Here is a 14,524-nt window from a genome sequence, read left to right on the forward strand (position 1 = left end):
GATTTATATTATTTACTTAAGTATTAAAATTTTAAAGAATGAAAACTATTGAATTATAGTATGTAGTTTTTGTATTTAATATTTTATTACCTATAAAATCATAAGTATTTTTTATATAAGTGATATATTTTACAAGAAAAATAAAATATTTTAATTTTGTAATTTGCCACTTGCAAAGTTCTAAGAGCTTCTTTAAAAATTTCATCAGCTAAAACAGCGTCTTGGTATTTTTTACTTTTTTTAGCTTGAAGACATAAAAAATCATGAATTACTACTGCTGATAAGTATTCTGGAGAATTCGGTGGAAAGAAACTCCAAAATATTCTAGGTATATTTGCTCCATTTGTAACAAATCCCTTTGGTATTATGATGGTTTGATTTTTGCTTTCATATTTATATTCAAAAGCTAGTTCAAATTTATTTTTATCTATTGGTTTTACTATAACTCTTGTCATTTTACTCTAAAGACTGCAAAAATATATCTTTTGCATGAATATATGTTGTATCAAAGACTTTTATATTTTTAAAATCATTTTCGTTAATTAATAGTGCAATTTCAGTGCAAGCTAATAAAATTCCTTCAATATTATGCTTATTTATAATATTTATGAAAGTTTCTTTGCTATTTTGTTTGATAACATTAAAGCAAAGTTCATTAAAAATAATATCATTAATAGTATTTATATCACTATTATTTGGGGTAATTACATTTATTCCTTTTAACTCTTTTTTATAAAAGTCTTCTTGCATAGTGTATTTAGTGCCTAGTAATAAAATATTTTTTATATTATTATGATTTAATTCTTTAAGGCTTGAATGGGCTATATGAATAAATCTAGCTTTTAAATCTTTTTGCAAATCATTTGCAATTTTATGCATAGTATTTGTACAAAGTGCAATTATGTTTGCTCCAGCCTTTTCTAATCTTTTTGCTTCTTTATTTAATAATTCCCCTGCTTTTTGCCATTCGTTATTGTGTTGAAGCTCTTCAATCTCATCAAAATCTACGCTTGATATTAAAATCTTTGCACGAGATAAAGAATTGTGATGAGCTTGGCTAAATTCATTTATTAATTTATAATAAGTTATTGTGCTAGCATAGCTCATCCCACCGATTAGGCCTATCATATTAACCTCTTATTGCGGCATTGATTAAGTCTATAAAACCATCTACATTAAGACTAGCTCCACCTACCAAAACCCCATCGCAAAGTCTTTTGATATCAGCGATATTACTAGAATTTACACTACCACCATATAAAATACTTTGCTTAGTTTTTGAGCGTAAAAAGCTCATAATATTTTCAATATCTTCTAATTTTGCAGCACTTTTACCAATACTATAAATTGGCTCATAAGCTAATATTAATTTATCATATTGCAAATCTATTTTATTTAGTTGTTTATTTAAAAAATCTATGCTTTTATTTTGTTCGTAAGTAGAGTAATCTTCTCCTATGCAATAAATAATTTTTAAATCATTTTCAGCGCAAAATTCAAATTTTTTTGCTAGAAATTCATCTGTTTCGCCTAAATTTCTTCTTTCACAATGTCCTAAAATAATTGTTTTAATTCCAAATTCTAGCAAATGATCTAGTCCAATTTCTCCAGTAAAAGCTCCACTATGAGTTGGATATATATTTTGAGCAGCTTGAATGAAACTAAATTCACTATCAATAAATGAAGTTGCACTTGGAGCTACAATTACTTCAAGATTAGTAAAATCACTAAATCTTAAATAAGCATTAAGTTTTTTAGCGTATTCAGCAAAACCTTTTCTAGTATGATTACATTTAAAATTTGCGGCAATTATCATTAATATTCTTCCTTTAATATAAGTGGTTTTATAGCAGGTAATTCCTTACCTTCAATTAGTTCTAAACTAGCACCACCGCCAGTAGAGATAAAACTAAAATCATCAGCATCTCCTGCACGATTAATAACATCAGCAGTATCTCCACCACCAGCAACGCTAGTAGCATAAGAATCGCTTATATAATGGCTCATTTTAAAGCTACCTTTTGAGAATTTATCAAACTCAAATACTCCCATAGGTCCATTCCACCATATAGTTTGAGCGTCACTTAAAATTTCTTTAAATAAAATTGAGCTAGCAGGTCCAATATCAAGCCCCATCCAACCATTTGGTATTTCTTGAACGCTTACTTTCTTTACTACACTATCATTTGAAAAGCTTTGTGCAGCAAGAACATCAACAGGTAAATATAACTTAACGCCTAGTTCTTTTGCAGTTTGCATAATTTGTTTAGCATCTTCAATTAGTTCTTCTTCTACAATTGAATTTCCTATGTTTAATCCGTTTGCTTTAAGGAAAGTAAAAGCCATTCCGCCACCAATTATTATCTTATCAACTTTAGGAAGTAGATTGTGTAAAGCTTGTAATTTTCCACTAACTTTACTACCACCAACAACAGCAACAAAAGGTCTAGCAGGAGATTTTAATAAATCTTGTGCGAAATTAAATTCTTTTTGCAATAAAAACCCAGCACAAATTTCTTTTGCAAATCTAGTAATTGCTTCTACACTTGAATGTGCTCTATGGCAAACTCCAAAAGCATCATTACAATACACATCACACATTGAAGCTAAACTCTTAGCCAAATCTTCATCGTTTTTTGTTTCACCTTTTATAAATCTTAAATTCTCTAGTAGTAAAATTTCACCTTTTTTTAAGTTTTTAGCTTTGTTTTGAGCGTCTTCTCCGATTATATCGTTTGCCATTACAACTTCAGTTCCAAGAAGTTTTGATAATCTTTTTGCAACTGGCTTTAAAGAATATTTATCACTTATTTCTTTTGGTCTACCCAAATGACTTGCAAGAATCACTCTAGCATCATTGTCAAGGCAATATTTAATAGTTGGAATTGCAGATTTTATTCTTCTATCATCACTAATGTTTCCAAATTCATCTTGTGGGACATTAAAATCACATCTAATAAAAACACATTTATTTACTAAATCTACATCTTTTATGGAAATTAAAGGCATATTATTTCTCCTTGCTAATATATTGAGCTAATCTATTTAATTGATATGAATATCCGTATTCATTATCATACCAAGCTAGAACTTTTACAAAATCTTCATCAATTATTTGAGTTAAATCAGGGACAAATATACATCCATAAGTGCTAGTGCAAAAATCACTTGAAACGCAGCAATCGTAATCAATTGCTAGAATTTCATTCATTGTTTTACTTGCTTTTATAAAAGTTTCATTTATTTCATCTTTTGTAGTTTTTTTATCTAACAATAAAGTTAAATCAAGCATTGATACATTTGCTAAGCTAGTTCTAACACTTTGACCATCAACTTTACCTAAAAGGTTAGGTATAACTTTACCTATTGATTTTGCTGCACCTGTGCTTGATGGGACTAGATTTAGTGCTGCTGCGCGACCCCTTCTAATGTCTTTAGGGCATTTTGTATCACATAGTTCTTGAGTTGCTGTATATGCGTGAATTGTATTCATTAAAGCTTTTTTAATACCGAAATTTTCATCTAAAACTTTTGCCATTGGTGCAAGGCAGTTTGTTGTGCAACTTGCATTTGAAATAATAGCTTCGCCGTTATATTTAGTGTGATTTACATCCATTACAAACATAGGTGTATTATCTTTTGGTGGTGCTGACATAATTACTTGTTTAATACCATTGTCTAAATATGCTTTAGTTTTTTCTTGTGTTAAAAATGCTCCCGTGCATTCAAAAACTAAACTAGCTCCATATTTAGCAAAATCAATATTTTCAATTTCTCTACTTCTAATTATTTGAATTCTTTTATTTCCTACTATTAAAATATCTTCTCCATCATTGTCAATTTCTTGATTGAAATTCCCATGAACACTATCGTATTTTAGAAGGTATTTAATACTTTTCATATCCCACGAGCAATTTATTGCTACTAAATTCATTTTGTTTTCATTAAGAATTATTCTACTAAGACATCTACCAATCCTACCAAATCCATTAATCGCTACATTTACTCCCATTTTTAACCCTTTATTTAAAAAATTTGAGATAATACTAATAAAAAAAGGTTAAGAGATTTTGAAAATAGCAATTTTTGGTGGTAGTTTTGACCCAGTTCATTTAGGTCATGAAAAAGTAGTAAAAGCAGCTTTAGATACATTAGATATTGATAAATTAATAATATTGCCAACGTATATTAGTTTATTTAAAAATAATTTTAATGCTAGTCCAGAACTTAGATTAAAATGGCTAAAGAGTGTGTTTGTTGAAAGTGATAAATTATTAATAAGTGATTATGAAATATCTCAAAATGAGCCAGTTCCTAGTTTTAAGAGTGTTATGTATTTTAAAAATTTACTAAATTCTAGCTTAATTTATTTTATAATAGGAGCTGATCATTTAAAAACTTTACATAAATGGCATAATTTTGATGAATTATCTAAAAATGTCGTTTTTGTTATAGCTAGTAGGGATAATATTTTTATACCAGATAATTATTTAAGACTTGAAATAAATGAAGATATTTCTTCAAGTTTTATAAGAAATAATTTGATTTTGGAAAAAGTAAATCCTAAAATTAAAGATGAAGTAAAAGAATTTTATAAAGGAAAGTAATGAATAGAAATGAAGATATTATTAAGCTTTTAGATGAAAAAAAAGCAGAGAATGTTGAGTTGATTAATATTAAAGGAAGTGAATATTTTGTAGATGAAGTAATTATTGCAACTATGATTTCTACTAAACAATCTTTTGCAATAATTGAAGATATTAAAGAATTGCTAAAAAAACATAATAGTAAAGTTTATTATGAAGAATGCACTGATGATTGGAGTGTTCTTGATTTAGGAGATTGTTTAATTCATTTAATGAGCCCTGCTTATAGAGATAGATATCAGATTGAAAAATTCTTACTTGAGTTTAAGCGTTAAAAATTTTTTTGTAGTATCGCGTTTATCAATTAAGGAGAAATCATTATGGCTAAAAGAATTTTAATTAAGTTTTCAGGTGAAGCTTTGGCTGGAAAGCAAGGCTTTGGAATAGATACTCATATTTTAAAGTTTATTGCAGGACAAATTAAACAATTAGTAGATGCTGGAACTCAAGTAGGAATTGTTATCGGTGGCGGTAATATTATTCGTGGAGTTAGTGCTGCTAAAGATGGGATAATTAAGCGTGTTAGTGGCGATCATATGGGAATGTTATCTACCGTGATAAACTCAATTGCTATGCAAGAAGCGTTAGAAGGTTGTGGAATTAGTGTAAGAGTTCAGAGTGCTATTCAAATGGAAGCTTTTTGCGAAACTTATATTATGAGAAGAGCGCAAAGACATTTAGAAAAAGGCAGAGTTGTAATTTTTGCAGCAGGAACAGGTAATCCATTTTTTACTACTGATACTGCAGCAGTTTTAAGAGCTATTGAAATTAATGCTGAAATGATTATTAAAGCAACAAAAGTTAATGGTGTATATGATAAAGACCCTATGAAATTTGAAGATGCAAAAAGATATAATGAATTAAGTTACGAACTTGCTATGGGCGATGATATTAAGGTAATGGACGATACAGCAATAGCACTTGCTAAGGATAATAAATTACCAATAGTAGTTTGCAATATGTTTGAAGAAGGTAATATTTTAAAAATTATTAAAGATGATTTTAGCAATTGCTCAATCGTAAAAAATTAATTAAAAGGAATAAAATGAGAACTGAACAAGTAGCAGCAAAAGCATTAGAAAAAGTAGGAAATGATAGATATATTCTATCTTTAATAGTAGCTAAAAGAGCTAGAGAATTAAGTGATGGTGCTGAACCTTTAGTAAAAGTTGAAAAAGGAAAAATGAAATTTACTGATATAGCAATGTTAGAAGTTGCTGAAGAAAAAATTATATTTGATGGTGTAATAAACGAATAAAAAAATGAAAAATATTCTAAGTTTTGAAACATTATTAGAAGACATTAAGCATTGTAATGATTTAAATAAAGCACGGGAATTATTGTATTCACTTTTTTCAAGCACTCCTATGCTTGAAAAAGCTTTAGATTTTTGTATAAAATCACATGAAGGACAATTTAGAAAAAGTGGAGAACCTTATTCTATTCATCCTATTTTAGTTGCGTGTTTTGTAGCTTTCTTTTCAAAAGATGAAAGTATGATTTTAGCAGCACTTTTGCACGATGTTGTAGAAGATACCGAATGCACTCAGGAAGAACTTGTAAAAATGTTCGGACATTCTGTGGGTATTTTAGTTGAAGGTATGACTAAAATAGTTGAGATTAGGGGAGATAATTTAGCTAGTTCAGAATCAAACGAAAAACTTAGAAAATCAGCAATGACTTTTAGAAATATGCTGATGGTTAGCATTGAAGATAGTAGGGTATTGCTTGTTAAATTATGTGATAGATTGCATAATATGCTAACTCTTGATGCGTTAAGAGAAGCAAAACAAAAAAGAATAGCTGAAGAAACTCTAATGGTATATGCACCAATTGCACATAGGCTAGGAATTTCTAGTATTAAAAATTACTTAGAAGATTTAAGTTTTAAATATTTAATGCCAGTAGAATTTAAAGAAATAGCAGATTATTTAAAAGCAAATAATGTGCAATTACAATTAACATTAAATGATTTTATTGAAAAAATAATTAATTTAATGCGTGATAATGGATATATTGAAGATGTAGATTTTAAAATAGAAAAAAGAATAAAACATGTATATTCTATTTTTTTAAAAATGCAAAGAAAAGGCGTTAGTATTGAAGAAGTGCTTGATTTATTGGGGATTAGAATTTTAGTAAAAGATGTTAAAGATTGTTATATAGTTTTAGGGCTTTTACATGTGCATTTTAATCCACTTGCTTCAAGATTTAAAGACTATATTGCCTTACCTAAGCAAAATGGTTACCAAACAATCCATACTACTTTATTTGACGCACAATCAATAATAGAAGCACAAATTAGAACGTATAAAATGCACGAAACTGCAGAACTTGGAATTGCAGCACATTGGAAATATAAAAATGATAAAGAAGACTATAAAGCTGATTGGGTAAATGATATAGCAACCAATAGTTCTTTAGAAGAAAAAGACAATGATTTGGCATTTTATGAATACGCAAAAGATAGTTTATATGTTGAAGATATTGCAGTTTATTCTCCAAAAGGAGAGATTTTTACATTACCTAGAGGTTCGACTGCTCTTGATTTTGCTTTTGAAGTTCATTCACAAATTGGTCTTAAAGCAAGTCATGCTTATATAAACAGAGTAAAATCTCCATTGCTTACAAGTCTTAAAAATGGGGATATTGTAAGAATTGAGATAGATGATAACGCAAAACCAAGATGCTCTTGGCTTGATAGTGTAGTTACTGCTAGAGCCAAAGCTATGATTAAATCACATTGCAAGCAAAGAATTTCAAGTATAGACCAAAAAGCTGGGTTAAGAATTTTGCAAACTATTTTTAGTGCTGATGAAGATAAAATAAATACTTGGATTGCAAATGAAAAACTATCAAAAAATGTTAAAAAATGCACTACAGATAATATTACTTTAAGTAAGGTTATAGATAGTCTTAAAAAATATTCAAAAAGAATTTGGCTAGTTAAAAATTATGATTTAAAAAAACAAAGAATAGAAAATCTTGTTGTATATTCAAACTACAAAATAAATAATGTGGATTTTGATTATTGTTGTAACCCAAAAAGAGGTGATGATATTGTTGCTTTTAAACATAATCATTCTGTTACAATTCATAATAAATTATGTGAAAGAGCAAGTAAATTAATGGAAGATTCTAAAGAAGAAATGGTGCTAATTAAATGGTCTAAGCATGCTCCTAAAAATTATAAAATGATTTTTTCTTTAGAGAATAAAAAAGGCACATTATTAGCATTATTAACAGAATTACTAAAACTACAAATCAATGTTAATAGTATTAATATTACAAAAAATGCTGATAGTTTATTGGAGTATTTTGAAATAGTTTTTGAAGTACCTGATAATCAAAATATAGAAATAGCAAAAGAAAAAATCAAAACAAAATGTAAAATCTATGAGTTTATATCATTAAAAGACGCTTATAGTGAATAAAGGATAAAGATGAATTTGAATGAAATTTATAATGATTTAGAACGCGGTGTATCAGAATTTATTGATTTAGAAAAAATTAAGAATTTGATTAAAAATTACTATGAAAAGGGCGAAGTATTTTATGTAAAAGCTGGGTTTGACCCAACTGCACCTGATTTACATTTAGGTCATAGTGTTATTTTAAACAAAATGAGATTTTTACAAAATCATGGTGCTATAGTTCAATTCCTAATAGGAGATTTCACTGCTCAAATAGGTGATCCAACAGGCAAAAGTGCTACTAGAAAACAATTAAGCAAGGAAGAAGTTTTAAAAAATGCAAAAACTTATGAAGAGCAAGTTTTTAAAATTTTAGATAAAGAAAAAACTGAATTAAAATTTAATTCAACTTGGCTTAATGCTCTAGGAGCAGTTGGCATAGTTGAACTTACATCAACTTTTAGTGTAGCTAGAATGCTTGAGAGAGATGATTTTACGAAAAGATTTAAAGAACAAAGCCCTATATCAATTAGCGAATTTTTATATCCACTTTTACAAGGTTATGATAGCGTTGCATTAAAATGCGATATTGAAATGGGTGGAACTGACCAAAAATTTAATTTATTAATGGGTAGAACATTACAAAGAACTTATAATACAGGTAAAGAGCAAGGTATTATAATGTTACCACTTTTAGTAGGTCTTGATGGTGTTAATAAAATGAGTAAAAGTTTGGGTAATTATATCGGAGTTAGTGAAGAACCAAATTCTATGTATGCAAAATTACTTAGTATAAGTGATGAATTAATGAAAGAATATTACAATCTTTTAAGCTTTAAGACAACAAAAGAAATTAATGATATTTTTGACAATATTAAAAACAATACTCTACATCCAAAGGTTGCTAAAGAAAATTTGGCTTTAGAAATAGTTGAGAGATTTTGGGGTAAAGATTTAGCAATTAATGCGAAAAATGAGTTTGATAATATTCATAGTAAAAATGAAATTCCAAGTGATATTGCGGAGTTTAATTTTAATGAAGAACAATGGATTATAAAACTAATGCAAGATACTAATTTAGCAAGTTCAGGCAGTGAAGCAAGAAGAGCTATAAAAGCTAATTCTGTAAGTGTTAATGGAGAAAAAATTAGCGATGAACAACTAAAATTAAGCAATGGTGAATTTATAATTCAAGTTGGAAAAAGAAAATTTGCAAAAGTAATAATAAAAGGATAATAATGAGCTTACCAGAATTAAAAATAAGAAATTTTACATTAAAAGTGCCGGTATTTCAAGGAGGTATGGGACTTGGAATAAGTTGGGATAAATTAGCTGGTAATGTTAGTTTAAATGGAGCTTTAGGTATTATTAGTTCGGTTGGAACTGGGTTTTATGAAAATAGAGCACATATTAGCAAAGAACTAAATGGCAAACCTTATGGAAGTGAGAATTTTTATTCTACAAAAGGACTTAATGCTGTAATTACTAATGCTAGAAAAATCTGCAATGACTCGCCATTAGGCTGTAATATAATGCATGCGTCAAATGAATATGAAAGAATAGTAAAAGACGCTTGTAATGTTGGTTTTAATGCAATTATTAGTGGTGCAGGATTACCTACAAATTTGCCAGAATTTACTAAAGACTTTCCTGATGTTGCATTAATTCCTATTGTATCATCAGCAAAAGCACTTAAAATAATTTGTAAAAGATGGACTCAAAGATACGATAGATTGCCTGATGCAGTTGTTCTTGAAGGGCCTTTAAGTGGTGGTCATCAAGGATTTACATACGAGCAATGTATAGACCCAAATTATCAATTAGAAAAATTAATTCCTGAAGTAAGAGCTGAACTTAATGAATGGGGAGATAATATTCCTTTAATTGCAGCTGGTGGAATTTGGAATAAAAATGACATTTTAAATGCTATTAGTTTAGGTGCAAATGGGGTTCAAATGGGAACAAGATTTATAGGAACTTATGAATGTGATGCTGCACTTGAATTTAAACAAGTATTATTAGATGCTAAAAAAGAAGATATAGAATTGCTAAAAAGTCCTGTTGGCTATCCTGCTCGTGGTATTAGAACAAACCTTCAAAAAATGATAGAAGAAGGCACTGCTCCTAAAATTTCTTGTATAGCAAATTGTGTTGCACCATGTGAGCGTGGTAGGGGCGCTAAAAAGGTAGGATATTGTATTGCCGAAAGACTTTATGATGCTTATAGTGGAAAAAAGGAAAGTGGATTATTTTTTACAGGTGCTAATGGATATAGATTAAATAAGTTAATTAGTGTTAAAGAGTTGATTGAAAAATTAGTTAATGGTGAAGATGAATAAAATCTTACTATTATTACTAAGCGTTGTTTTGTTTGCTAGTAGTTTAAATGAAGAATTTGTTAATTTTGATAAGAGTTTTTTATTATCTAGCAAAACAGAACAATTAGCAATTCATCAGAGATTAAAAACTATATATATTAAAAGTATAATTTCTGATGATATTGATACCAAAAAAGAAGTTTTAAAAAGAATTATTTTAAGTTCAAAAACATTAAAACTTGACTCATCTACATATCAAAAAGAATTACAAGATTTAGGTATTAATCCTAATAAGATTTCATTCAATAACATAAATAATACTGATGCAAAAAAGACTAAAGATATAGCTAAAGAGCAAAAATCAATTAATACTCAAAATACCAAAACACAAAATACTAAAACTACAACAAATACTTTAAATTCTAAAAATATAAATAGTCAAAATAAGCCAGAAACAAAACAAGAAGAAGTAAAAAAAACTTATATAACTAAAATTAATAAGGCAAATAATACAATAGAAATATCATTAAAAGGAGATTTTGATAATAATATAAAAAGTATTATCTATAATACAAAAGAATTAAAAAATAAAATATTGGAATTTAATGCTGCTTTAGATATAGGAAAACAAAATTTCATAGATAAAAATTATGAAGTAAGTTTGGTTCAATTTAATCCGGAAAAAGTAAGATTTGTATTAAGGTCAAAATCTGATTTGAAATTAGATTATAAGATTGATAATAATGTTTTACTCATTACTATAGATGGTAATTTGCAAGAGCAAAATAAACAAGAAAATACTACTCAAATAAAAAAATCTTTAGTTGAAGATAAAAAAGAATTAGATAATAATACTAAAGTAAATAATAATGCAAAAAACGCTATTACTAACGATAAAAACAAACAAGAAAGTAATATAAATACGAAGCTAGATAGTAATGATAATGCTACAAATAATATTACAAATGATAAAAACAAAAAACCTATAATAATTACAAAAGCCGTTAAAAAAGATAATGGTGTTTTATTGACTTTAAATAATTCTTTATCAAATGATGATATTAAAACTTTTAGCTATAACAACAATCAAATTTTAGAATTTGACGCAGTTTTAAATGGTGGTAGGAAAAATTATGATTTTAAAACATACTCTATTAGTGTTTTACAATTTAATCCTAAAAAGGTAAGAGTGGTTTTGTACTCTAAGAATACTAAAAAAATATTTTTTAATATAAATAATAATTCTCTAGAAGTAAGCACCGATGAAATTAGTGAAAAAGTTGAAGTTGGATTTAAAAAATCAAATTTATTAATTACTTTAGACGCAGGTCATGGTGGAAAAGATGTAGGTGCAACTGCTTTTGGCAGATATGAAAAAAACATTACTCTATCAATAGTTCTAAAATTAGAAAAAGCTCTAAAAAACAAAGGGTATAAAGTATTTTTAACAAGAAAAAAAGATGTTTATATAAATCTAAGAGATAGAACTAAAATGGCAAATGATAAAAAAAGTGATTTATTTATAAGTATTCACGCAAATTCTATCGGGGATAAGACAAAATTTGATAAAATATATGGAATTGAGACATATTTTCTCTCTCCAGCTAGAAGCGAAAGAAGTAAAAACGCAGCTGCAATAGAAAATAAAAGTGATATTGAAGAGATGAATTATTTTTCTAAACAAACTTTTTTGAATTTTTTAAATAGAGAAAAAATTATTTCATCTAATAAGTTAGCTATTGATATACAAGGTGGTATTTTAAATAATATACCTAAGGGATATTTAAAGCGAGATGGTGGAGTAAAAGAAGCTCCTTTTTGGGTTTTAGTTGGTGCTTTAATGCCTGCTGTTTTGATTGAAGTTGGCTATATATCACATCCTATTGAAGGTAAAAATATCGCAGATAGTGCTTATCAGGATTATTTGGTAAATGGTATTGTAAATGGAATTGAGAGTTATTTTGTTAAAAACAAATAAGGAAGTTTTATGAAAAAGGCGAATTGGATTTTAAAAAATGATGAGATTTTTTCTTTAGATTTTGATGATTTTTATTACAACATAAAAGAACCTTTAAAAGAAAGAAATGGAATTTATATAGATAATGCTTTTAGTAACGCATTTAATAAATTAACTATTTTAGAACTTGGTTTTGGATTGGGTTTAAATTTCTTTTTAAGCGCAAAAAGAGCTATTGATTTAGGCATAAAACTCCATTATGTAGCGATTGAAAATTATTACCAAAGTATTGATGATATAAGATATTTTTGTAATAAATTTGGTATAGAGTTAAATAATAATTTTATTAATGATTACCCACCTTGTAAAGATGGAATTTATAGAATAGAATTTGATGGCGTTGTTCTTGACTTGGTATTTCAAGATGTAAATATTGCTTTAAAAGATTTAGATTTTTTAGCTGATGTTGTATATGCTGATGGTTTTTCTCCTAATAAAAATAAAGAAATGTTTTCTAAAGAGACTTTAAAATATGTCAAAAAGCTATTAAAATTAACTGGTAAATTAGTTAGTTATAGTTCAAATTCTGATTTTAAAAAATCTTTAATTGAATTAGGATTTGAAATACACGATATTAATTTGGGAATAAAAAGAGAAAGCACTCTTGCTATATTAAAACATAAAGATTTGCAAGATGATATAGAAGGATATTTTCATAAAAATTATTTAGAAGTTAATAATATAGCAATTATTGGTGGTGGTATTGCAGGTGCTACAATAGCTTATGAACTATCAAAGTTAGGTAAAACTATTAGTGTATTTGAGCAAAGCCATACTTTAGCAAACGAAGGAAGCGGAAATAAAATAGGGTTATTAACAGCATTAATTCAAAATCCATCAAGTTTGTTAGGAGAATTTAGTCAGTTTTCGTTTTGGCATAGCTCAAAATTTTATAAAAAATTAGGCTATAACCTAGAAGGGATATTAGAGCACGCATATACTGATGAATTAAGAGAAAGATTTAAACTACAAAAGGATAATCCATTAATTAAATTACATTTTGATTTTGCATATTTAAAAGATGGTGGGACATTAGAACCCTGTAAATTAGTTCCTAAAATTTTTGCAAAATCCAATACTAGGATATTTTTAAATTATAAACTAAATAGTTTTAGAGAATTTTATGATAGAGTTGAGCTTGATTTTGATAATAAGACTATGATTTTTGATGCTGTAATATTTGCTAGTGGTGCATATTCTAAAGAAATCTTTAGTAATTTACCATTATCAGTAGTAAGAGGTCAGGCAACTTGGCTAAAAAATAAAATTAAATATAAGCACCCAATTAGCTCAAAAGCTTATATAACTGGAGCAAAAGATGGGATTATTTTATTAGGTGCTACTTATGATAGAAACTTAATTGCTGAAGCAAGTAGAGAGTATGATGATATTAATATAAATAATTTTAAAGAAATTTTTAAAGCTGATTTTAGTGATTTGGTAATAGGTAATAGGGTTGGTTATAGAAGTTATTCTTCAGATAGATTTCCTATTGTTGGAGCTTATTTCAATGAAGAAAAATATAAAAATCTTTATAAATCTTTACAATTTGATAAACATAAACCGCAAGTAAATTCTCCAAGAAGTAGGATTTTTATAAATACAGCTCATGGTTCAAGGGGTTTATCTAGTGCGATAACATCTGCAAGATTAATTGCTAGTTATTTTAACAACACACCTAGCGGAATGTTTAAAAGATACGAACACGCACTTCATCCTGCTAGATTTTTAATAAGAGATTTAAAAAAAGGCTTAGTTAAAGATTAGGAATTTAAATTCCTAATTTTGCTATCAAAAACTAATAACAATTCAATATTAATTTCTTTAAAAAAGCGTAATTTTTATATTTTAGTATTAAAAATATATATTGATTTAGTACAAACTTAATTATATTTTTTATTTAAAACTAGTGCGAAAAAATACCAAATAATTATTTAAAAATGTTAAAGTTAGGGCTATTAAATTATCAGGATTTGTATTGAAAAAGATTGTATTTTTATTAATTAGTGCTTTTGTTTTTTCAAAGGAATTAAGTGATGAAAAGTTATTTAAATTAGCCGAGACAATTAGCGGAAGAAATGTTGAGTGTAACGGACATGATTATTTTGTAAATTTAAATAATTATATAGA

At 27.4% G+C, this 14,524-nt stretch carries 14 protein-coding genes; 9 read left to right on the plus strand and 5 right to left on the minus strand.

Going from position 1 to position 14,524, the window contains the following annotated elements:
• Positions 1-98: 98 nt before the first annotated feature.
• The 5 genes from KJQ97_RS06895 to gap are packed head-to-tail and all read right to left on the minus strand — an operon-like array spanning position 99 to position 4,012.
• Positions 99-455: a DUF1353 domain-containing protein gene (locus KJQ97_RS06895; protein ID WP_214120368.1), complete on the minus strand. Its 357-nt coding sequence runs from the start codon at positions 453-455 to the stop codon at positions 99-101.
• A 1-nt stretch (position 456) separates the two neighbouring features.
• A complete protein-coding gene (locus tag KJQ97_RS06900; protein WP_214117582.1) occupies positions 457-1,128 on the minus strand; it encodes an aspartate/glutamate racemase family protein in 672 nt (223 codons plus the stop codon).
• Between the two features lies 1 nt (position 1,129).
• Positions 1,130-1,816 (minus strand): triose-phosphate isomerase, encoded by a 687-nt coding sequence (locus tag KJQ97_RS06905; RefSeq protein WP_214117581.1) that lies wholly within the window; start codon positions 1,814-1,816, stop codon positions 1,130-1,132.
• Positions 1,816-3,009: a phosphoglycerate kinase gene (locus KJQ97_RS06910; RefSeq protein WP_214120369.1), complete on the minus strand. Its 1,194-nt coding sequence runs from the start codon at positions 3,007-3,009 to the stop codon at positions 1,816-1,818. The genes KJQ97_RS06905 and KJQ97_RS06910 overlap by 1 nt, the downstream gene beginning before the upstream one ends.
• A gap of 1 nt (position 3,010) precedes the next feature.
• A complete protein-coding gene (gene gap, locus KJQ97_RS06915) occupies positions 3,011-4,012 on the minus strand; it encodes a type I glyceraldehyde-3-phosphate dehydrogenase (protein WP_214117579.1) in 1,002 nt (333 codons plus the stop codon).
• Positions 4,013-4,070: 58 nt separating this feature from the next.
• On the opposite strand from gap, the gene nadD reads away from it, so the two are divergent.
• From nadD to mnmC, 9 genes are read left to right on the plus strand one after another with little or no spacing between them, the layout of a single operon-like run.
• On the plus strand, positions 4,071-4,607 hold the full coding sequence (gene nadD / locus KJQ97_RS06920) for a nicotinate (nicotinamide) nucleotide adenylyltransferase (protein ID WP_214117578.1): 537 nt from the start codon (positions 4,071-4,073) through the stop codon (positions 4,605-4,607).
• The gene (gene rsfS / locus KJQ97_RS06925) at positions 4,607-4,921 is read left to right on the plus strand and encodes a ribosome silencing factor (RefSeq protein ID WP_214117577.1); all 315 of its coding nucleotides are present in this window, start codon (positions 4,607-4,609) and stop codon (positions 4,919-4,921) included. Before nadD ends, rsfS begins: the two co-directional genes overlap by 1 nt.
• 45 nt (positions 4,922-4,966) lie before the next feature.
• Positions 4,967-5,677, plus strand: a complete 711-nt coding sequence (gene pyrH, locus KJQ97_RS06930) for a UMP kinase (protein ID WP_250325143.1) — start codon at positions 4,967-4,969, stop codon at positions 5,675-5,677.
• Positions 5,678-5,691: 14 nt separating this feature from the next.
• A complete protein-coding gene (locus tag KJQ97_RS06935) occupies positions 5,692-5,904 on the plus strand; it encodes a DNA-directed RNA polymerase subunit omega (protein WP_214117576.1) in 213 nt (70 codons plus the stop codon).
• Positions 5,905-5,908: 4 nt separating this feature from the next.
• Entirely contained in the window at positions 5,909-8,080 is a 2,172-nt protein-coding gene (locus tag KJQ97_RS06940; protein WP_214117575.1) for a RelA/SpoT family protein, read from the plus strand.
• Positions 8,081-8,089: 9 nt separating this feature from the next.
• Positions 8,090-9,295 carry a tyrosine--tRNA ligase gene (gene tyrS / locus KJQ97_RS06945; RefSeq protein WP_214120370.1) on the plus strand — a complete coding sequence of 402 codons (1,206 nt, stop codon included), beginning with the start codon at positions 8,090-8,092 and terminating at the stop codon, positions 9,293-9,295.
• A 2-nt stretch (positions 9,296-9,297) separates the two neighbouring features.
• The gene (locus KJQ97_RS06950) at positions 9,298-10,398 is read left to right on the plus strand and encodes a nitronate monooxygenase (RefSeq protein ID WP_214120371.1); all 1,101 of its coding nucleotides are present in this window, start codon (positions 9,298-9,300) and stop codon (positions 10,396-10,398) included.
• The gene (locus KJQ97_RS06955) at positions 10,391-12,355 is read left to right on the plus strand and encodes an N-acetylmuramoyl-L-alanine amidase family protein (RefSeq protein WP_214120372.1); all 1,965 of its coding nucleotides are present in this window, start codon (positions 10,391-10,393) and stop codon (positions 12,353-12,355) included. Before KJQ97_RS06950 ends, KJQ97_RS06955 begins: the two co-directional genes overlap by 8 nt.
• A gap of 9 nt (positions 12,356-12,364) precedes the next feature.
• On the plus strand, positions 12,365-14,161 hold the full coding sequence (mnmC, locus tag KJQ97_RS06960; RefSeq protein ID WP_214117571.1) for a bifunctional tRNA (5-methylaminomethyl-2-thiouridine)(34)-methyltransferase MnmC2/FAD-dependent 5-carboxymethylaminomethyl-2-thiouridine(34) oxidoreductase MnmC1: 1,797 nt from the start codon (positions 12,365-12,367) through the stop codon (positions 14,159-14,161).
• Positions 14,162-14,524: the final 363 nt, after the last annotated feature.

The sequence above is a fragment of the Campylobacter sp. 2018MI01 genome, assembly GCF_018501205.1.
In the GTDB taxonomy this organism is placed as follows: Bacteria; Campylobacterota; Campylobacteria; order Campylobacterales; family Campylobacteraceae; genus Campylobacter_E.